The organism is Streptomyces sp. BBFR51 (assembly GCF_044591655.1).
Lineage (GTDB): Bacteria > Actinomycetota > Actinomycetes > Streptomycetales > Streptomycetaceae > Streptomyces.
Genome location: NZ_CP172448.1, coordinates 7,664,566 through 7,684,671, shown reverse-complemented (window position 1 = coordinate 7,684,671; position 20,106 = coordinate 7,664,566). Strand labels below are relative to the sequence as shown.

At 72.3% G+C, this 20,106-nt stretch carries 14 protein-coding genes; 3 read left to right on the top strand and 11 right to left on the bottom strand.

Going from position 1 to position 20,106, the window contains the following annotated elements; translation table 11 throughout:
- Positions 1-49 precede the first annotated feature (49 nt).
- The 5 genes from ACGH7X_RS34815 to ACGH7X_RS34795 all read right to left on the bottom strand — a co-directional run bounded on the left by ACGH7X_RS34815 (position 50) and on the right by ACGH7X_RS34795 (position 7,666).
- Positions 50-3,073, bottom strand: a complete 3,024-nt coding sequence (locus ACGH7X_RS34815; protein ID WP_399893137.1) for an alpha-mannosidase — start codon at positions 3,071-3,073, stop codon at positions 50-52.
- A 129-nt stretch (positions 3,074-3,202) separates the two neighbouring features.
- Positions 3,203-4,501, bottom strand: coding sequence for a glycosyl hydrolase (locus ACGH7X_RS34810; protein WP_399893134.1), 1,299 nt, complete (start codon positions 4,499-4,501; stop codon positions 3,203-3,205).
- Between the two features lie 31 nt (positions 4,502-4,532).
- A complete protein-coding gene (locus tag ACGH7X_RS34805; RefSeq protein ID WP_399893131.1) occupies positions 4,533-5,444 on the bottom strand; it encodes a carbohydrate ABC transporter permease in 912 nt (303 codons plus the stop codon).
- Complete coding sequence (locus ACGH7X_RS34800) at positions 5,441-6,367, bottom strand: carbohydrate ABC transporter permease (protein ID WP_399893128.1); 927 nt, start codon at positions 6,365-6,367, stop codon at positions 5,441-5,443. The genes ACGH7X_RS34805 and ACGH7X_RS34800 overlap by 4 nt, the downstream gene beginning before the upstream one ends.
- 6 nt (positions 6,368-6,373) lie before the next feature.
- Positions 6,374-7,666, bottom strand: coding sequence for an ABC transporter substrate-binding protein (locus tag ACGH7X_RS34795; RefSeq protein ID WP_399893125.1), 1,293 nt, complete (start codon positions 7,664-7,666; stop codon positions 6,374-6,376).
- Positions 7,667-7,881: 215 nt separating this feature from the next.
- Here ACGH7X_RS34795 and ACGH7X_RS34790 point away from each other — a divergent pair, with 215 nt between their 5' ends.
- Both ACGH7X_RS34790 and ACGH7X_RS34785 read left to right on the top strand, forming a co-directional pair.
- On the top strand, positions 7,882-8,928 hold the full coding sequence (locus ACGH7X_RS34790) for a LacI family DNA-binding transcriptional regulator (RefSeq protein WP_399893123.1): 1,047 nt from the start codon (positions 7,882-7,884) through the stop codon (positions 8,926-8,928).
- A 191-nt stretch (positions 8,929-9,119) separates the two neighbouring features.
- Complete coding sequence (locus ACGH7X_RS34785; RefSeq protein ID WP_399893120.1) at positions 9,120-10,463, top strand: amidase; 1,344 nt, start codon at positions 9,120-9,122, stop codon at positions 10,461-10,463.
- 31 nt (positions 10,464-10,494) lie between these two features.
- Here the strand turns inward: ACGH7X_RS34785 and ACGH7X_RS34780 are convergent, their stop codons facing one another.
- Together ACGH7X_RS34780 and ACGH7X_RS34775 are read right to left on the bottom strand one after the other, a co-directional pair.
- Positions 10,495-10,977 (bottom strand): GNAT family N-acetyltransferase, encoded by a 483-nt coding sequence (locus tag ACGH7X_RS34780; protein WP_399893117.1) that lies wholly within the window; start codon positions 10,975-10,977, stop codon positions 10,495-10,497.
- A gap of 67 nt (positions 10,978-11,044) precedes the next feature.
- Complete coding sequence (locus ACGH7X_RS34775; RefSeq protein WP_399893115.1) at positions 11,045-11,221, bottom strand: hypothetical protein; 177 nt, start codon at positions 11,219-11,221, stop codon at positions 11,045-11,047.
- Between the two features lie 474 nt (positions 11,222-11,695).
- Between ACGH7X_RS34775 and ACGH7X_RS34770 the strand changes: the two genes are divergently transcribed.
- On the top strand, positions 11,696-12,139 hold the full coding sequence (locus tag ACGH7X_RS34770) for a hypothetical protein (RefSeq protein ID WP_399893112.1): 444 nt from the start codon (positions 11,696-11,698) through the stop codon (positions 12,137-12,139).
- A 13-nt stretch (positions 12,140-12,152) separates the two neighbouring features.
- On the opposite strand, the gene ACGH7X_RS34765 is transcribed toward ACGH7X_RS34770, so the two are convergent.
- The 4 genes from ACGH7X_RS34765 to ACGH7X_RS34750 all read right to left on the bottom strand — a co-directional run bounded on the left by ACGH7X_RS34765 (position 12,153) and on the right by ACGH7X_RS34750 (position 20,044).
- Positions 12,153-13,670 (bottom strand): SDR family NAD(P)-dependent oxidoreductase, encoded by a 1,518-nt coding sequence (locus ACGH7X_RS34765; protein ID WP_399893109.1) that lies wholly within the window; start codon positions 13,668-13,670, stop codon positions 12,153-12,155.
- Positions 13,671-13,773: 103 nt separating this feature from the next.
- Positions 13,774-15,114: a wax ester/triacylglycerol synthase family O-acyltransferase gene (locus ACGH7X_RS34760; RefSeq protein WP_399893107.1), complete on the bottom strand. Its 1,341-nt coding sequence runs from the start codon at positions 15,112-15,114 to the stop codon at positions 13,774-13,776.
- A 188-nt stretch (positions 15,115-15,302) separates the two neighbouring features.
- On the bottom strand, positions 15,303-17,627 hold the full coding sequence (locus ACGH7X_RS34755) for a GH92 family glycosyl hydrolase (RefSeq protein WP_399893104.1): 2,325 nt from the start codon (positions 17,625-17,627) through the stop codon (positions 15,303-15,305).
- A 26-nt stretch (positions 17,628-17,653) separates the two neighbouring features.
- Positions 17,654-20,044, bottom strand: coding sequence for an RICIN domain-containing protein (locus ACGH7X_RS34750; protein ID WP_399893101.1), 2,391 nt, complete (start codon positions 20,042-20,044; stop codon positions 17,654-17,656).
- Positions 20,045-20,106: the final 62 nt, after the last annotated feature.

The following is a 20,106-nucleotide window of genomic DNA, read 5'->3' as shown; positions in this document are numbered from 1 at the left end:
GGCGGGCCCGGCGCACCGTTTCCGGGTGCCGGGCCCGCCGCCGGACGCGCTACGCGCGCTTGAGGCGCAGGGTCATCAGCTGGAACGGGCGCAGGCGTACGGCGATCCGGTCGCCGTCGGTCTCGATCGCGGGCTCCTCGTCGGCGAGGGGGCGCTCCAGGAGGTCGGTGACCGCCACGGCGGCGACCGGGAAGCCGGCCGTCAGGGTGGCCCTGGCGCGGCCGCCGTGGGCCTCGTGGAAGCGGACCACGACGTCGCCGCTGCCGTCGTCGGCGAGCTTGACGGCGGTGACCACCACCGCGTCCCGGTCGGCCGAGATCAACGGCGCCACCTCGTCGGCGCCCGTGACGTGCCGCTCGGGCAGGTTGATCCGCCAGCCCTCGCGCACGGCGTCGCCGATGGACGCGCCCGGGACCAGCGCGTGCCGGAACCGGTGCACGCCCTGGTCGGTCTCGGGGTCGGGGAAGCGCGGGGCGCGCAGCAGGGACACCCGGACGGTGGTGGTCGTACCGGCGTCGCCGTCGGTGCGGACGGTTCGGGTGACGTCGTGGCCGTACGTCGAGTCGTTGACGACCGCGACGCCCCAGCCGGGCTCCTCCAGGTGGACGAAGCGGTGGTTGCAGGCCTCGAACTTGGCGGCCTCCCAGCTGGTGTTGGTGTGGGTGGGCCGGTGGAAGTGCCCGAACTGGGTCTCCGACGCATACCGTTCGGCGTGCACGTCGATGGGGAAGGCGAGCTTGAGGAACTTCTCCGTCTCGTGCCAGTCGACCTCGGTGTCCACCTCGAGCCGCCGCTCCCCCGGCGCGAGGGTGAGCACCTGGGTGACGCGGGAGGAGCCGAAGGAGCGGACGACGCGCACCGAGGCGCCGTCGTCGCCGGGGGCGACCTCGTCGGCGTCGGTGAGGTCGGTGACCGTGTTGCGGTAGAACTCGTCGACGTCCCAGGCGTCCCACATGTTCGGGAAGTCGGGGTGGAGCTGGAGCAGGTTGCCCGCCCCGCCCGGCGCGATCGTCTCGCGGTCGGCGGCGATGTCGTACGCCGAGACCACCAGCCCGCGTTCGTCGATCTCGACGCGCAGCAGGCCGTTGTCCAGGACGTGGCCGCCGCCAGGGCGGGCGGTGAGGCCGGTGCGGCCCTCCGTCAGCGGGGCCGCCGCGGCGCCCGCGCGGACGCCGGCCCGTGCGTGCGGGGCGGAGTTGAAGACCAGCGGGGTGTCGCCCTCGCCGGCCAGGGCGCGCTGGGCGGCATCGATGATCCCGGTCAGTTCGGCGGCGACCCGGTCGTAGGTCGCACGGGCCTCGCGGTGCACCCAGGCGATGGACGAGCCGGGCAGGATGTCGTGGAACTGGTGCAGCAGGACCGTCTTCCAGATGCGGTCCAGGTCGTCGTACGGGTAGGGGAAGCCGGCCCGCACGGCCGCGGTCGCCGCCCACAGCTCGGCCTCGCGCAGGAGGTGTTCGCTGCGGCGGTTGCCCTGCTTGGTCTTGGCCTGGCTGGTGAGGGTGGCGCGGTGCAGTTCGAGGTACAGCTCGCCGACCCAGACGGGCGGCTGCGGGTTCTCTGCCTCGGCCTTCTCGAAGAAGGCGTGCGGGGTTTCCCACTCGACCGTCGCCGAGCCCTCGATGTCACGCAGCCGGGCCGCCTTGGCGACCATCTCGCGGGTGGTGCCGCCGCCTCCGTCGCCCCAGCCGGTGGGGGCGAGGGAGTGCCGGGCGACTCCCTTGTCCTTGAAGTTCTTCGCCGCGTGGGCGATCTCGCTGCCCTTCATGGAGCAGTTGTAGGTGTCGACGGGCGGGAAGTGCGTGAAGATCCGGGTGCCGTCGATGCCCTCCCAGCGGAAGGTGTGGTGGGGGAACTTGTTCGTCTGCGACCAGGAGATCTTCTGCGTCAGCAGGTACTTGGTGCCGGCCGCCTTGATGATCTGCGGCAGTCCGGCCGCGAACCCGAAGGTGTCCGGGAGCCACGCCTCGTCGTTCTCGACGCCGAACTCGTCGAGGAAGAACCGCTTGCCGTGCACGAACTGCCGGGCCATCGCCTCCGAGCCGGGCATGTTGGTGTCCGACTCCACCCACATGCCGCCGGCCGGCACGAACCGCCCGTCCGCGACGGCCTTCTTCACCCGCGCCCACACCTCGGGCCGGTGGTCGCGCACCCACGCCCACTGCTGGGCCTGCGACATGGCGAAGACGAAGTCCGGCTCGTCCTCCAGGAGGGCGGTCATGTTGGAGGTCGTGCGGGCCACCTTGCGCACGGTCTCGCGCAGCGGCCACAGCCACGCCGAGTCGATGTGCGCGTGGCCGACGGCGCTGATGCGGTGCGCGGAGGGGACGGCGGGGGTGGAGAGCACTTCGGTGAGCCGGGAACGGGCCTGCTCGGCCGTGCCGTTCACGTCCTGGAGGTCGATGGCGTCCAGGGCCTTGTCGAGCGCGCGCAGGATCTCCCAGCGGCGCGGCGAGTCCACCGGCAGCTCGGCCATCAGCTCGCCCAGCACCTCCAGGTCGAGCACCAGGTTCCACACCGTCTCGTCGAGGACGGCGAGGTCCATGCGGGCGAGCGTGTACTGCGGCTCGCTGCCCGCGGTGTCCTTGTCGCCGAGGTGCGTGGGCACGAAGGGGTGGTAGTCGAGGACGACGGGGTTGGAGGCGGCCTCGACGTGCAGGCGCACCTCCTCGCCGCCCTCGGCGGGGGCGCCGATCCGCACCCACTGGTTGCGTGGGTTGAGGCCCTTCACCGGGGTGCCGTCGGGCCGGTAGACCAGGCCCTCGCACTGGAAGCCGGGCATGTTCTCGTCGAAGCCGAGGTCGAGGATCGCCTCGACGGTCTTCCCGGCCCACTCCTCGGGGACGGTGCCGGTGACCCGGAACCAGCTGGTGCCCCAGGGCGCGCCCCAGCGGGCGCCCACCTCTATGGGCTGCGGTTCGGCCGCGAGTCCCTCCTCGACCGGCACGGGCTCGCCGGGCGCGTTCCAGACCGCCACGTCCAGCGGCACGGACTCGGGGTAGAGGGCGGGGCGGACGCGCTCGTCGAGGACGCGCTTGAGGCGGGCTTCGACCAGGTTGCGGTCGTCATGCATGCGGGGTGCTCCTGGTTGCGTGGGGCGGGTGCGGGCGGAGTGCGGGGGGTTACCGGGTATGGGTCACGGTGTCGGGGTCCGACGTGGTGTACAGCTCCCCCACCGCGTGCGGTTCGAATCGTGCGGCGGTCACGAGGGGGTGCCTCCCTGGTGGACGTGGGGTCCGTGCGGGGCCTCCCGTGTCGCGGGAGTCACCTGGTCGGGGGTGACGACCTCGGTGATGCCGCGGGCCGCGAGGTGCCCGGGGTCGGCGGCGCGCGTGTCGAGGACGGTGGTGGGGCGGGCGCCGTCGGCGACCAGCCGGAAGAAGGCGTCGAAGACGGCGCCGCCGGGGGCGCAGGCCGAGCGCCGCCCCGGATCGGCGGGGACGACGAGAGCGGTGGTGCGCGGGGCGGGAGCGGGACGGGCCCCGTCCCGTGCGGCGCGGGCCGCGCGGGCCAGGGCGCGTGCCGCGCCCTTGGGACGGCGGTCGTTGGTGAGCAGCCCGAGCCCGTACTCCAGCTCGGGGAAGTCGGCCAGCTCCCGGGACACGTCGTGCGAGCACCACCAGGTGACGCCCCACAGGTCGGGACTGTCCAGGGCGTTGTCGATGGTCGCCTCGGTGAAGGCCGCAGCGTGCTCGGCCGGGACGAGGGGCGCGGGGGCGCCGACCTCCTGGAGCCAGACCGGGCGGTGCGGGTCGTCGGCCCAGGCCTTGCTCAGCTCGATCAGGTAGGCGGCGTGGTGCTCGCTGGGCACGGAGGTACGGCCGTGGCGCTGTGCGGTGCCGTTGAAGACCCAGGAGTGCACGGCCGTGACGGCGCCCTGCCGGGCGGCCTGGGCCGGGGTGAAGGGCTGGTCGTCCTGGTACCAGGTGGCGTCGTACTCGGCGTGCAGGTGCATCCGGCCGGGGGCGCCCTCCTCGCAGGCGGCGAGCATCCGCTCCAGCCAGGTGTCGATCTGCTCGCTGGTCGCACGGTCCGGGTCGGGATGGGGCCCGGCGGAGAACTGGTTGACCTCATTGCCGAGGGTCATGCCGAGGAAGTTCGGCCGGCCGGACAGGGCGGCGGCGAGGGTGCGCAGGTAGGTGGCCTGGCCGTCGATGACCTCCGGGTCGGTGAACAGGTTGCGGCGGTGCCAGGTGCGGGTCCAGGCCGGCACGAAGTCGAAGCTGCTCAGGTGGCCCTGGAGGCCGTCCACGTTGACGTCGAGGCCGCGTTCACCCGCCGCGTCGACCAGCGCCACCAGGTGCTCGACGGCGCGTTCGCGGATCAGGGAGCGGTTGGGCTGGAAGTACGGCCACAGCGGGAAGACGCGGACGTGGTCCACGTCCAGTGCGGCGACGGAGTCCAGGTCGGCGCGTACGGAGTCGAGGTCGAAGTCGAGCCAGTGGTGGAACCACCCGACGCTCGGGGTGTAGTTGACGCCGAAGCGCACGGCAGAAGGCATGCGGTGTCCTTGTGAGGGGGAAGCGGGTGGTTCAGCCCTTGACGGCGCCCTCGCCCACGCCGCGGAAGAAGTACCGCTGGAGGCAGGCGAAGAGGGCGATGAGCGGCGCCACGGCGATGATCGTGCCGGCGGCGACGAGGCGCTCGTCGTTGGCGAAGGTGCCGTGCAGATAGTTGAGGCCGATGGTCAGGGTGAACTTGGACGGGTCGCTCAGCACGATCAGCGGCCAAAGGAAGTCGTCCCAGGCGCCCATGAAGGCGAAGATCGCGACGACCGCGAGCGTGCCCTTCACCGAGGGCAGCGCGATCCGCAGGAACCGCTGCCAGACGTTGGCGCCGTCGACGTAGGCGGCTTCCTCTATCTCGTAGGGGAGGTTGAGGAAGGCGTTGCGCATCAGCAGCACGTTCAGGGCGCTGACACAGCCGGGCAGCACGACGCCGATCAGGGTGTTGTTCAGGCCCAGCTCCCGCATGGTGGTGAACTGGGCGATGATGATGCCCTCCACGGGCACGAGCATGGCCAGGATGAACACCAGGGTGGCGACGCGCCGGCCGCGGTAGCGCAGCCGGGCCAGGGCGTAGCCGGCGAGGGCGGCGCCGACGCAGTTGGTGACCACGTTGGCCGCGGCGACCTTCAGCGAGTTCAGGGCGTAGTCCCACACGGGGATGGTCTCGGCGACCCGCTCGTAGTTGTGCAGCGTGGGCTCGGCGGGCAGGAACTTCGGCGGGGAGCTGAAGATGTCCTCGGTGGGACCCTTGAGCGAGGTCGACAGCTGCCACAGGAACGGGCCGATGGTCAGGGCGAGGACACCGAGCAGGAGCAGGTAGCGCAGGGCCAGTTCCCACCCGCGTACGCGGCGGCCGTGCTCGTCGGTGACACGGGGTTCGCGGGCCGGCGCGACCTGCGGCCTCTCGGCGGGCAGGGGCTTCTCCACGACGCTCACGACTCCTCCTTCCGGTCCGCGCGCAGCACGAGCAGCATCAGGGCGACGGTGACGACGAAGACGACGACGGAGATGGCGGAGGCGTAGCCGACCCGGCCGGTCAGGCCGGTGCCGGTGCGCTGGACCAGCATCACGAGGGTGGTGTCCTCACCGGCCGGGCCGCCGCTCGGGCCCGCCATCAGATACACCTCGGAGAAGACCTTGAAGGCGGCGACCGAGGAGAGCGCCGCGACCAGGACCATGGTGGAGCGGACGGCGGGCACCGTGACGGTGAGGAAGCGGCGGACCGCGCCCGCGCCGTCCACCGCGGCGGCCTCGTGCAGCTCGCGGGGCACGTTGGCGAGCGCCGCCAAGTAGATGATCATGTAGTAGCCGAGGCCCTTCCAGACCGTGACGGCCATCGCGCTGAGCAGGATCAGCCACTGGTCGCTGAGGAACCCGACCGGACTGGCGCCGAGCATCTCCAGCAGGGAGTTGACCAGTCCGCGCTCGTCGAGGAGCCAGACCCAGATCAGCCCGACGACGACGATCGAGGCGACGACCGGGGTGTAGAAGGCCGAGCGGAAGAAGGTGATGCCGGGGATGTTCTTCTGCACCAGCAGGGCGAGCAGCAGCGGCAGCAGGACGAGTGCGGGGACGACCCCGAGGACGTACAGGGAGCTGTTGCGCAGGCCGATCCAGAACATGTCGTCGTGGAGCAGCTCGCGGAAGTTGGCGAGGCCCACGAACTCGCCCGGGACCAGGGTGCGGCGGTCGGTGAAGGAGTTGACGAGCGTGGAGACGAACGGGTACAGGATGAACGCGCCGGTGATCAGCAGACCGGGCGCGGCGAACAGCCAGGGGCTGGCGGGCAGTTGGCGCCGCACGCGCCGGGTCGCGCCCTGGGCGACGCGTCGGGGGCCGGTGACGGTGGGACTCGCCATGACGTCTCAGCCCTGCTGCTGCAGAAGCCGGTCGCACGCCTTGACGGCGTTGTCGAGTGCTTCCTCGGGGCTCTGCTTGCCCTGGAGCGCCTTGGCGACCTCGTTGCGCAGCTCGGTCTTCATCTGCTCGCTGAACAGGACGGGCGTGTAGTTGACGGCGTCCTTGAGGGACTTGGCGGCGGCGACCCGGACGCGCGTCTCGTCGGTCCCGTCCTCCTTGGTGAAGTAGGGGTCGTCCAGCGAACCGGCGGTGCTCGGGAAGATGGCGACCTGCTTGGCGAAGGACATCTGGTGGGCCGCGTCGGTGACGTAGTGCGCGAAGGCGACCGCCGCGGGCTTGCGCTGGCTCTGCTGGTTCACCATCAGGCCCATCACGTACATGTTGACGTGGCCGGTGCTGGTGATCTGGTCGGTGATGCCGATGTTCTTGTACAGGTTCGGCGCCTGCTTCTTGAAGTTGGCGAGGTCGAGCGCGCTGCCCGGGTTCATGGCGACGGCACCGGTGAGGAACTTCTTCCCGGAGGACTCGGGGGTGGCCGTCAGCGCCTGCGGGTCGAGGGCCTTGGCGTCGTACAGCTCCTTGTACTTGGTGAGGAGTTCGACGCCCTTGGCATCGTTGAACGCGAAGGCCGTGCCCTCCTTGTCCATGAGCGGTACGCCGTAGCGGCCGAAGTCCTCGATGGTGGGCACGTTGGCGAGCGTGGCGACCTCGCCGTCGGTCTTGTCGGCGATCGTCAGGGCGGCGTCGAAGACGTCGTCGTACGTCTTCGGAGGCTGCTCGGGGTCGAGCCCGGCCTTCTCGAAGAGGGACTTGTTGTAGAAGAGCGGGCCGGTGTTGAGGTACCAGGGGAAGGCGTACGTGCCGTCCGTGCCCGGTATCCGGTGGCTGGCCCAGGCCCCTTCCAGGTACTCCTTCTCGTACTGGCCCGCGGCCTTGTCCAGGTCGAGGGCGAGGCCGGCCTTGGCGAGCGGTGCGACGAGGTCCGGGGAGACGTTGACGACGTCGGGCAGGGTGCCGCCGGCGGCGTCGGCGCTGATCTTGTCGGCGTAGCCCTCGCCGGGCTGGTCGACCCACTTGACGTGGGTGCCGGGGTACTTCTTCTCGAAGTCGGCGATCAGGCCCTCGAAGTAGTCCTTGAAGTTGGCCCGCAGGTTCCAGGTCTGGAAGGTGATGTCGCCCTCGACCTTGCCCGAGGCGTCCGACGAACCACCGCCGTCGTCTCCGGAGCCGCAGGCGCTGAGCGGCAGGACGAGGGCGGCGACGGCGGCGACGGCGAATGTTCTGCGCGAGGTGGGCACGGTGACACGTCTCCCTGAAGACGTCGACGGTGGGATGGCAGCGACCATGCACGGCGATTCCGCGGGAAGTCAATGGATTCACGGGAACTAAAGACACGTGAAGAGCATTAGTCCAGGTCAGACGGCCACTGCTGCTTTACTTGCCACGATCCACTAATGCGCTTTAGGATCTTTCCACTCAAGCGCTTTAGCTCAGCACCGGGAAAGGGGCGTACATGCCGGCCAAGCGGCCTGCGGCGCGGCGGCCGACGATGAAGGACATCGCGCGGCGGGCCGGGGTCTCCGAGAGCGCGGTCTCGTTCGCGCTGAACGACCGGCCGGGGGTCTCCGAGATCACCCGGGACCGGGTGCGCCGGGTGGCCGAGCAGCTCGGGTGGCGGCCCAGTACGGCGGCGCGCGCGCTGTCCGGGGAGGGTGCGGCGACGGTCGGCTTCGTGCTGGCGCGGCCCGCGCACACCCTCGGCGTGGACTCCTTCTTCCTGCAACTGGTCTCCGGCATCCAGGAGGTGCTGGCGCGGCGTCATCTGGGCCTGCTGTTCCAGGTGGCGCAGGACGTCGACGACGAGTGCGCCGTCTACCGGCGCTGGTGGGCCGAACACCGGGTGGACGGCGTCCTGGTGGTGGACCCGCGCACCGACGATCCGCGCCCGGACCTGCTCGACGCACTCGGCTTGCCCGCCGTGGTGATCGGCGGCGCGCCGGACGAACGCCACCCGGGCCTGTCGACGGTGTGGGCGGACGACGCGGGCGCGATGGCCGCGCTGGTGGACGGGCTGCACGCGCTCGGGCACCGGCGGATCGCGCACATCGCCGGGCTGCCGGGACTCGCCCACACCGAGCGCCGTATCCGGGCCCTGCGCGCCGAGGCCGCCCGGCGCGGCCTCGGCGAGGTCGAGTCGGTGACCACCGACTACTCCGACGCGGAGGGCGCGGCCGTCACCCGCCGGGTCCTGGAGGCGCCCGCTCCCCCGACGGCCCTGATCTACGACAACGACGTGATGGCCGTCGCCGGGGTCGCCGCCGCGGCCGACCTCGGTTTCTCGGTGCCGGCGGACGTGTCCGTGGTGGCCTGGGAGGACTCGGCGCTGTGCCGCATGGTCAAGCCGTGGCTGTCCGCCCTGTCCCGGGACAGCGTGGAGTTCGGCCGCACGGCGGCGACGGAGCTGACGGCCCTGCTGGACGGCGGCCCGGCCCGGACGGTGCGGGTGCCGGTGCCGCGGCTGATCGAGCGGGACAGCACGGGAGCGGCCCGGCCGGCCTGACCGGGACAGCGGGCCGGCGACCGGGCGGTCCGCACTCTCGACGTGGGCGCCGGGGGCGGGCAGAGTGCTGCTCGTACTCGCCAGTAGTCCCGTCGTCCCGCAATCCCGTCGTCCCGTCGTCCCGCAATCCCGTCGTCCCGTCGTCCCGCAATCCCGTCGTCATTTCGCCACCCCACCCCGAGGAGCCCTCCGTGACCGACTGGGCCGGCCGGACCGCCACCGAGATCGCCGCCGCCGTACGCGAGAAGCGGGTCACGCCACGCGAGGTGGTGGCGGAGCATCTGGCCCTGATCGAGCGGCTCGACGGCGGCGTCGGCGCCTTCCGCGCGGTGCGGGCCCCGGCCGCGCTCGCCGAGGCCGACGAGGTGGGCGCCCGCGAAGACCTGGCCGAACTGCCGCTGGCCGGCGTGCCGGTGGCGGTCAAGGACAATCTCGCGGTGCGCGGCGAGTCCACGCGGCTCGGTTCGGCCGCGACGCCGGACACGCCCGCGGACGTCGACCATGTCACCGTGGCCCGGTTGCGGGCGGCCGGCGCGGTGGTGGTGGGGCTGACGAACGTGCCGGAACTGTGCGTGTTCGGCACCACCGAGGGCGTGCACGGCACGGCCCGCAACCCGTGGGACCCGACCCGCTCGGCGGGCGGTTCGTCGGGCGGGAGCGCGGCCGCGGTCGCCGCCGGGATGGTGCCTCTCGCGCTCGGCAACGACGGCATGGGCTCGCTGCGCATCCCGGCGGCCAACTGCGGTCTGGTCACCGTCAAGCCGGGCCACGGCGTCGTGCCGGCCGGCATCGGCGAGGGCGACTGGTTCGGCATGTCCGAGAACGGGCCGCTGGCGACGACGGTCGCGGACGCCCGCCTGATGCTCACGGTCCTCGCGGACGGCGCCCTGCCGGACCGCGGGGACTCCGGCGCCCTCCGCGTCGCCGCCTCGCTGCGCAGCCCGCTGGCCGGCGTCACCGTGTCCCGGCCGTACGCGAACGCCGTGCGCGGGGCCGCCGAGGTGCTGATGAAGGCGGGGCACCAGGTGCGGCGGGCGGACCCGCCCTACCCGGCGTCACTGAGCGTGACCGCCCTGGCCCACTGGACGGCCGGCACGTCGGTGGACGCGCGGGACCTGGACCGACGGCTGCTGGCCGGGCGGACACGGGTCCACGCGGCCGTCGGGCGGCGCTTCGTCGGCGCGGTGTCGACCGGCGAGGCCCGGGAGCGGCTGCGCGGGCGCCTGGAGCCGTTCTTCGCCGAGTACGACGTCCTGCTGACGCCGGCGCTGGCCCGCCGCTCGCCCAAGGCGGGGCCCTGGCACGAGCGGGGCTGGCTGCGCAACGTGGTGGCGAACTCGGCGTACTCGCCCTTCACGCCGCCGTGGAACCTGACCGGCTGGCCCGCGATGACGGTGCCGCTGGGCACCCTGCCCTCGGGCGCGCCCTGCGCCGTACAGCTGGTGGGGCGTCCGGGGTCGGAGGCGGCGCTGCTGGAGCTGGCGGGGCGGATCGAGGCGCTGCGGCCCTGGCGGCGGACGGCCCCGCCGGCCTGAGCGGTCCCTGCCGGGCGCGGTCGAGCGGTCCCTACAGGGCGCGGTGCATGATGTGCAGGCCCACCCTCCCGTGCCGCGGGTGGTCGAAGGCGTCCGGCACCGTGCCGAGGATCGTGAAGCCGAGGGAGGTCCACAACCGCACGGCCGGGTTGGTCTCGACGACGGCGTTGAAGACCATGCCCCGGTATCCGTCGGCTTTCGCCGCGGCCAGGACGTGTTCGGCCAGGGCCCGTCCGGTGCCGCGGCCGGCCCGGTCGGGGTCGACCATGAAGCCCGCGCCCGCGATGCGGGCGGCCGGGCCGCCGTAGTTGGCGGTGACGTAGGCGGAGGCGACGACGGCGCCGGTCTCGTCCTCGGCGGCGTAGACGCGTTTGGCGGGGTTCATCCACAGGGCCCGGGCGGCCTCCTCGGAGGTGTCCGGGTCCCATGCGTAGGTCTCGCCGGCCGCGACGATGCGGTGCCAGAAGGGCCAGATGTGCGGCCAGTCGTCGGCCGTGGCTTGCCTGATCAGCATGGGCGTGAGTCTCGCACGCCCATGCGCGGGCGGCTTCGGTGGGCGGTGGCGGGGGTGGCGGCGCCGGTCAGTCCACGCTGGGCAGGATGTGGGGCTCCGCGAGGTCCTCCTCGTAGCCCGCCAGGCGGATCGGGGCGGACCTCGCCCACACGTCGAGGCTGCCGATCTCTCCGGGCCTGCGGCTCGCACGCCCGGTGCGTTCCTCGGTGCGTTGCTCTGGGTTCGTCGTTGTCTCCGGTGTCACCGCGCACTCCTTATGTGTCGGGTCACCCTCGGGGCCTGTCGGGCAGTCTCCTGTCCGGCACCAGTCGCCCGCTCGGGTGTGAGTCGAATGCAGTTCGGACGCGGTGGCGCCGGTAACTCGTGCGAGAGCAGACCGTTGTGAACCGGCTTGTCCCATGGCGGACCTTGGGTGTGGGTAGTGCCCTGTGCTGCCGTCCGTCCGATCCAGATTAACCAAATGAGCGGGGGCGCGCTCTATGGGGCTCAAAAGATGGGAGAACCATTGCCCTTCGCCGCGTGCACAGTTGGCCCAAGTGTGCCCTGATAGCTCCACTTTCGCACCCCTGTGCAACTCACCCGTTCGGCCCACACCGGCGACCGCACCTTCGAATGTCGGCGGCGACGGGTCGCGCAGTTAAGTTGCCGTTGGCTGCGGCGCAAGCTCGCCATGGTCTGCTGCCGGTCGGCAACGGCTGTCTCGTGGGAGGACCGAGGCATGGAACTGCGCAGCGTCGAGGAGCTGATGGACCTGCTGTACGCCTGCCGGGACGAGCGGTCCGCCGCGCGGCACGGCGGTGGGCCCGACGATCCGCACGGGCACGCCCTGCGGACGGCCGCGCTGCTGCGCCGGCGCCGGCCCGCCGACAAGGAGCTCCAGGTCGCCGGCCTGGTGTCGCCGGTGGGCCGGCTGCTGTGGCCCGGCGACCCGGCCGTCCGGACCGCCGAGGCGGTACGGCCGCTGCTCGGCGCGCGGGTCGCCCGCCTGGTGCGCCGGCAGGCCCACCCCGAGGCCTGGGCCCACGACGACGACGTGGCCGGCCTGCGTCAGGCGGACGACGAGGCCCGCACGGCCGTCTTCGACGCCGGGGTCCTGGAGGACTGGCGCACGGTGCTGGAGCTGACGGCGGCGCGGAACTCGCGGCTGGGCGCCGTCGACTGAGACGGCGTACCCGTCACCACTTGCCGGGTGCGTAGTCCTTGAGGAAGACGCCGTACAGGTCCTCGCCCGTCTCGCCGCGCACGATGGGGTCGTAGACGCGGGCCGCGCCGTCGACCAGGTCGAGCGGGGCGTGGAAACCGGCGTCGGCCAGGCGCAGCTTGTCGAAGTGGGGGCGCTCGTCGGTGATCCAGCCGGTGTCGACCGAGGTCATCAGGATCCGGTCGGTGTCGAACATCTCCTGGGCGCTGGTCCGGGTCACCATGTTCATCGCGGCCTTGGCGGCGTTGGTGTTCGGGTGGCCGGCGCCCTTGTAGCCGCGGGCGAACACGCCTTCCATCGCCGACACGTTGACGACGTAGGCGCGCCCCGCGGACGCCTTGCGCGCGGCCTCGGCCATGGCCGGCCGCAGGGCGCTGATGAGGATGAACGGCGAGGTGTAGTTGCACAGCTGGGTCTCGAGCAGTTCCACCGGGGAGATCTGCTCGATGGTCTGGACCCAGGTGTTGGAGTCGACGACGTCGGGGACCAGGCCGCCCGCGTCGATGGCGGTCCCCTCGCGGTGCCTCACCACGCTGGCGTTGCCCGCGACCAGGGCGAGGTCGGCCACCTTCTGCGCGTCGAGGCCCGAGGCGCCCGGCGGCAGCGCGGCCAGGCCGTCCACCGCACCGGAGTTGAAGGCGCCGATGACCTGATGGGCCGGCAGTTCCCCGGCGGGCAGCGGGGCGCTCTCGCCCTCGACGAGCGCGGCGTACGCGGAGGGCAGCCGGCGCACGGTCTGGGTGGCGTTGTTGATCAGGATGTCGAGCGGGCCCTGCTCGGTGACCTGCTCGGCCAGGGCCACGGCCTGGGCCGGGTCGCGCAGGTCGATGCCGACGACCTCCAGGCGGTGGAGCCAGTCCGCGGAGTCGTCCATGGCCTTGAAGCGGCGGATGGCGTCCTTGGGGAAGCGGGTCGTGATCGTGGTGTGCGCGCCGTCGCGCAGCAGCCGGAGCGCGATGTACATGCCGATCTTGGCCCGGCCGCCGGTGAGCAGCGCGCGCTTGCCGGTGAGGTCGGCGCGGGCGTCGCGGCGGGCCCGGTTCTCGGCGGCGCAGTCCTGGCAGAGCTGGTGGTAGAAGTAGTCGACCTCCACGTAGCGCTGCTTGCAGATGTAGCAGGAGCGCGGGCGCTGGAGTATCCCCGCGATCCGGCCCTCCCCGGTACGGGAGGAGGGCAGGATGCCCTCGGTCTCGTCGTCGATGCGCTCGGCGGAACCGGTGGCGGTGGCCTCGGTGACCGACTTGTCGTGGGCGGTCTTGGCGGCCCGGCGCTCCTGGCGGCGGCGCTGCTTGACCATGCGGTAGATGTGCGAGGTGGCGCGGCGGACCCGGATCGCGTCGGGGTGGTCGACCTCGATCCCGTCGAGTTCCTCGAGCACGCTCAGACAGACGGCGAGCCGCTCCGGGTCGATTCCCGGGCCGTGTCCCGCCACGTCGCCGGACCCGTACACCACCTCGTCCGTGGTCGCCGAGCCGTCCTGTGTCACCGTCATCGCCGCTGCCGTCCCTGGTCACCGTCGCGGCGCTCCGAGACGCGTCCGCTTTCGAACAGCGGATTTTATTCAGCGCCGGGGCACGGAGCCAAACCCGATCACCTCAGGGACCGCAGGCGGTGAGCAATGTCTCCACCTCCTCGGCCAGGGCCAGGGCGAAGCGGTCGAGGTCCGGCACCGCCTTCGCGTCGGCGACCAGGCCGTAGTGGACCTGCCCGCGGTACGTCGAGACGGCCACCGCCAGGGAGTGGCCGCGGGCCAGCGGCGCCAGCGGGTAGACCTCGGTGAGCGGGTGCCCGCCGAGCCGCAGCCCGAGGCTGGGCAGGGGCACGCTGGTGACCAGGAGGTCGAACCAGAGCCGGGCGGCCCCGGAGACCAGTGGCCCGCCTAGCCGGTGGCCGAGCGCGGGCACGTGGTCGGCGAGCAGGGCGACGGCTCCGGCGCCCCGGCCTGGCCCGGCGTCCTTGTTGCGGTCCATGGCGGCGCGGACCGTGTCCAGGCGGGACAGCGGGTCGGGGTCGCCGACCGGAAGCCGTATCAGGTACCCGGAGAGCCGGTTGCCCTGTGGGTGGGCGGTGCGCGGGCGGCGCTTGGAGACGGGGATCAGCGCGCGGGGCGCGACGCCCTCGCTGCCGTCGCCGCGCTCGTCCAGCCAGCGGCGCAGGGCGCCGGCGACGACCGCGATCAGTACGTCGTTGACGGTGCCGCCGGTGGTCTTGCGGACGTGGTGCACGTCGTCGAGGTCGACCGCCACGCCCGCGATCCGACGGGTGCCGGAGGAGGCGGCGGTGAGTGCGGCGGAGGAGCGCACGTCGAGGGTGGACAGGGCCGCGGCGGCGCCGATGTCGAGGGCGCGGCCCGCGTCGGACAGGGCGTCGCGCAGCTTCCCGGGCAGGGTGCGCACGTCGGGCAGGAGTCCGCGCGGCGGCTGCTCGGGGCGGGGCCTGGGGGCGGGGAGGTCCATCGGGTCCAGGACGCCCGCGGCGAGGGTCAGGGCGCGCAGGCCGTCGGCCAGGGCGTGGTGGAACTTGAACAGCACGGCGAAGGAGCCGCCGTCCGCGCCCGGCAGCACGTGCGCCTCCCAGGGCGGGCGGCCGCGCTCCAGGGGGCGCTGCATGAGGCGCCCGGCCCGGGCGTGGAAGTCGGTGGTGGGGGCGTACAGCCGCACATGGTCGAGCGGGTCGAAGCCGGGGGCGGGCTCGCGGGTCGCGCCGCCGAAGGAGAACGGCCGCCGCAGGGCCAGCGGCGGCTGCCAGGTGTCCCGGATCCGCATCCGCAGTCCGGGCACCGAGGGGGCCCGGGCCGCGAGCAGGTCCGCCGCGTGGGCCCCGGCGGTGGGCGAGTCGGCCTCGAAGACGCCGAGCGCGCCGAGGTGCATGGGGTGCTCGGGGGACTCGATGTTCCAGAACGCCAGGTCGAGGGGAGCGAGCGGATCGGGAGTCAAGGGCTTGCCTCGCAAGGACGACGCACGGGCGGCTGATGGACGGAGAACGGACGGAGGGTGGACAAGCAGTCAATCGCCCTTCGACGATTACGGTCAAGTACGATCAAGCTACGTACAGTTAACAGCAGATTAAAGTCCCGCCCCTTTCGGCAGGGGCGGGACTGCTGGGACTCATGGGGCGTCTGTGCTCACGTCAGCGGCGGCGGCACCGCCTCCGTCGTGGTTCCCCACCCGGACGGCTGCGGGCCGACCGTGAACCCGAGCGACCGTACGGAGCGCAGGGCGTCGGTCGTCAGCCAGGTCCTGGCGTAGTCCTTGCCGTCGGTGCGGGCCGACTGGATGTACCGGTCGGTGCCGGAGGTGCCGGGCGCCGTGATGGTCAGGGCGCCGCGCGGGTAGTAGCGGCGGTCCAGGGTGAGGTCGACGCGGTCGAAGACCGGTGTGGACAGGCCCCACGTGTCGTAGCCGGGCTGGATCGGGAAGATCCCGATCGAGGACAGCACGTTCCAGGCGGACATGGTTCCGAGGTCGTCGTTTCCGGTCATGCCGGTCGGCGTGTCCGTGAAGAGGGTGAGCGCCGCGTGCACCACGTCGGTCGTCTTCCAGGGCTGCCCGGTCGACAGGTAGGTGTACGGGGCGATCAGGTCGGGTTCGTTCTGCGGGTTGTACTTGTCGGCGTTGTAGTAGTCGTACGGCCCGTTCACCCACACCTCGCGGGCGGTCTTGGCCGGATCCGCGAGGAGCTGGTCGTAGGCGAAGAACGAGTCGAGCCTCTCGCCCGCGGCCTCGGTGCCGCCGATGAGGTCGATCATGCCGGGCAGGTCCTGCGGCACCAGCCACTGGTATTGCCAGGACGTGCCCTCGTGGAAGCCCTCGCTCTGCGCCGGGTCGGCCGGTCCGGTGAAGACGCCGTCGATGTCGCGGGCGCGGAAGAAGCCGGTCGAGGGGTCGAAGACGTCGCGGTAGCTCTGGGCCCGCTCGGCGTACCGCTTGGCGTCCTGGTCGTGGCCGAGGTCGCGGGCCATGCGGGAGAGCATGGCGTCGGACAGGGCGTACTCCAGGGTGGCGGAGGCGCCGTGGTCGTAGTCGGAGTCGCCGGGCTTGGCGTGCGGGCGGCCCTTGACGTAGGGCGCGAAGCCGTCGGCGAGGTACTCGCGGTTGGCCTCCCGGCCGACGGCCGGCGAGTCGGTGGGCGGGACGCCGTCGGCGTTCTTCTTCAGTGCCCGGTAGGCCTTCTCCTCCCAGCCGTGCAGCAGGCCCTGCTGGTAGGCGTTGGTGAGGAAGGGGGTGACCGGGTCGCCGGTCATGATGTTGGTCTCGACGGTGCCGTAGCCCCACTTGGGCAGCCAGCCGCTCTCCTCGTCGATCTTGATGACGGAGATGGCCATGTCGCGGGCCTCGCGGGGCGCGAGCAGGGACAGGAGCTGGGACTGGGTGCGGTAGGTGTCCCACAGGGACCAGTTCTGGTAGTACGTGAAGCCCTTGGCCCGGTGGATCTTCTGGTCCCAGCCGGTGTAACGCCCGTCGACGTCGCTGCCGATGTTGGGCGCGAGGAAGGACCGGTACAGGGACGAGTAGAAGGTGCGGCGCAGGGTGTCGTCGCCGCCCCGGGCCCGTACGTCGTCCAGGCGCTTCTCCCAGGTGCGCTGCGCGCCGTGGCGCACGGAGTCGAAGGAGCGCCCGCCCTCGGCGCGCAGGTTGCGCGCGGCGCCGCGCGCGTCCACGTAGGACAGGGCGGTGGTCGCCTCGACGGTGCGGTCCTTCGTGGTGTCGAAGCGGACGTAGGCGCCGTCGCCGCCGGACTTCGCGCCCGCGGTCACGGTGCCGTCGTCCCAGGTGCCGTAGGAGGCGAAGGGCCGGTCGAAGCGGGTGATCGTGTAGACGGTGTAGGGCTCGGTGTCCTGGCAGAAGCCGCTGCCGGTGATCGCGGTGCGCACCGTACGGCTGTCCAGGACCTCGACCTTGGTGGTGATGTTCTTGTGCAGCGACTGGCCGGCGTTGAGCAGGACGTTGGCCTTGTCGGTGGCCGGGAAGGTGTAGCGCTGCGCTCCGGTGCGTGCCGTGGCGGACAGTTCCGCCTCGACTCCGGAGTCGAGGCCGACCCGGTAGTAGCCGGGGCTCGCCTCCTCGTCGTCGTGGCTGAAGGAGGCGGCGTACTTCGCGTAGTCCGTCTCGGTGACGTCCCCGGTGGTCGGCAGGACCGGCAGGTCGCCGCCGAGCCCGCAGCCGACGCCGGAGAGGTGGACCAGGGAGAAGCCGCGGATGTGGGTGTCGGAGTGGTCGTAGCCGGTGTTGTGGCCGGTGTCCGGCGAGAACTGCACCATGCCGAAGGGCACGGCGGCGCCGGGGTAGGTGTTGCCCTCGTTCTCGGTGCCGATGAACGGGTTCACCAGATCGGTCAGCGCGCCGTCGTGGCGTGGGGCCGCCTGCGCCGAGGGCGCGGCCACCACGCCCGCGAGGAGCGCCGCCGCGGCGGCCGTCGCCACACCGCGCAGCCGTTGGGTCCAGCTCATGGAAGGGTGTCTCACTCTCTCTCGGCTCAGGCGAAGCGCCAGAGGTGGTCGTCGGTGCCGTTGTCGTCGAACTGCACGACCTGGGCGCTGTCGGCGGTCGACATCCCGTCCACACCGAGCACCTTGCCGCTGTGCTTGTTGCGGACCAGGAACCAGCCGTCCCCCTGGTCGACGAAGGCCCACAGGTGGTCGTCGGTGCCGTTGTCCTCGTACTGCACGACGCGCGCGCTGTCGGCCGTGGACATCCCGTCGACGCCGAGGACCTTGCCGCTGTGGCCGTTGCGGACGAGGAACCAGCCGTCGCCCTTGTCGATCCGCTGCCAGGCGTGGTCGCCGGTGCCGGTGTTGGCGAACTGCACCACGCGGGCGCTGTTGGCGGTGGACATGCCGTCGACCGCGAGCACCTTGCCGCTGTGCTTGTTCTGGACGCGCCGGAAGGCCGGCTCGGGGACCCAGGGGGTGCCGTCCGGGGCGGCGGTGGGGAAGGAGGCGATCCGCAGCCGGGCGGCGGCCATCGGGATCAGGGTGACCTGCTCGACCGGCCGGCTGGAGCGGGCCGGGCTCGGCTGGAGCGGCGCGACCACGTGCTCGTCGTCCGCGACCCACTCGGGGACTCGGCGGGCCTCGGCGGTGAGCGAGACGGGCACGCCGTCGTGGGTGAACGGGTTGTCAGCGACCGGGCCGCGCGCACGGCGGAAGGCAGGCGTGGCACCCGGCACGAGACCGTAGTTCCAGGGGGTGGTGGCGTGGACCTCGTACTCGGGGAAGACGTCGTCGCCCGCGTAGCGGACGTACTCCTCACCGATCTTCAGGGCATACGTCAGGGGTCCGCGGTCGACGCCGACCGAGCCGTGGTTGCCGGGCCAGGTGCGCAGGGTGGTGCGCTGCGGCAGGCGCAGGGTGACGCGGTCTCCGTCGGACCAGGTGCGCTCGACGCGGACGAAGGCCGGGCCGTCGGGCGCGGGCACGGACCGGCCGTTGACCCGCACCTGCGGCCCCGTGCACCAGCCCGGGACGCGCAGGACCAGCGGGAAGGCCACCCTTCGCGGGGTCGACACGGTCAGGGTGATCGTGTCGTCGAAGGGATAGTCCGTGTCCTCGGTGATGGTCACCCGGGTGCCGTCGGCGCCGACGGCCGCGTCGACCCGCGAGGGGGCGTACATCGCGGCGGCCAGTCCCCGGTCGGGGGTGGCGAGCCACAGTTCCTCGGTGAAGTAGGGCCAGCCCATGCCGTAGTTGTGCGGGCAGCAGCGGTAGTTGTCGACGCCGGGCTGGTAGGCCTGCATCGCGAAGCCGTTCTGGAACTGTCCCTGGGTCTTGCGGACGTTGTCCAGGTCGACGCTGTTGGCGCTGGTGACGTAGTGGACGGCGCGGCCCTCGGGGTCCAGGGCCGCGGGCAGCGCGTTGAAGGCCAGGTCCTCGCAGCGGTCGGCCCAGACCGGGTCGCCGGTGATCCGGACGAGCAGTTCGTGGGCGGCCATGAACTCGACGATGCCGCAGGTCTCGAAGCCCTGCCGGGGATCGCCGAACCCGGGCCGGATGTTCTCGTCCCCCGCGAGCCCGCCCCCGGGAAACTGCCCGTACCCGGCCATGACCTGCTCGTACGTGTCGTAGGTGGCCCGGGTGTCGGCGGCGGAGCCGGAGAGCTGCGCGTACTGGGCCGGTTCGCGAAAGCCCTGGGCGATGTTGACGTTGTGCGGGCTGGGCAGCGGGCCCGTCCAGTCCGCGCCCCAGGCGTGCATCTTCTCGACGAGGTCGAGCAGGAACGCCTCGCCGGTGCGGCGGTGCAGCCACAGCGCGAGGTCGATGCCGTCGCCCCAGCGCAGCGAGACCCAACTCGAGTCGAACGCGCCCTTTCCCTGGGCGTTCATGAACCGCAGGAAGCCGGTGAACAGGGGCACGATCCGCTGGTCGCCCGCGTACTCCTCCCAGGTGCGCAGTGCCTGGAGCAGGGGCAGGAAGGGCCAGAAGTCGGGGCCGCCGTTGAGGGAGGTGCGCAGCGCCCGGGGGCCGAAGAAGCCGTCGTCCTGGCGGGTGGCGAGGATGGCGTCGATCCAGCGGCGGGACTGCTCGAGTGCCTCGCGGTCGCGGGTGACGACGGCGAGGGGGACGTAGCCGCGCAGCCAGTACGGCAGTTCCTCCCAGGCTCCCCGGTCGGGGTGCACCCAGCCGGTGGTGGCGAAGTCGAGGAAGTGGGAGCGCTCGGCGTAGCGGCCGCACAACCCGTCCAGTTGCAGGCGGAGTTGTCCGGCGAGCCAGCCGCGTGCGGTGACGCTGCCGGGCGCGAGCCGGGTGAAGGCGTCGGGTGCGAGCGCGCCGGCCGCCGCGGCGGGTGTGCCGAGCGCGGGCAGGCCGACGGCGAGCGCGCCGACGGCGAGGGAACCGCCGTGGAGGAAGCGGCGTCGGTCGAGAGCCATGGGGACTCCAGTCGGGGCAGGGGGAGGTGAGGGAGCCCGGTGGGCCCGGGGCGGCGCCGGCA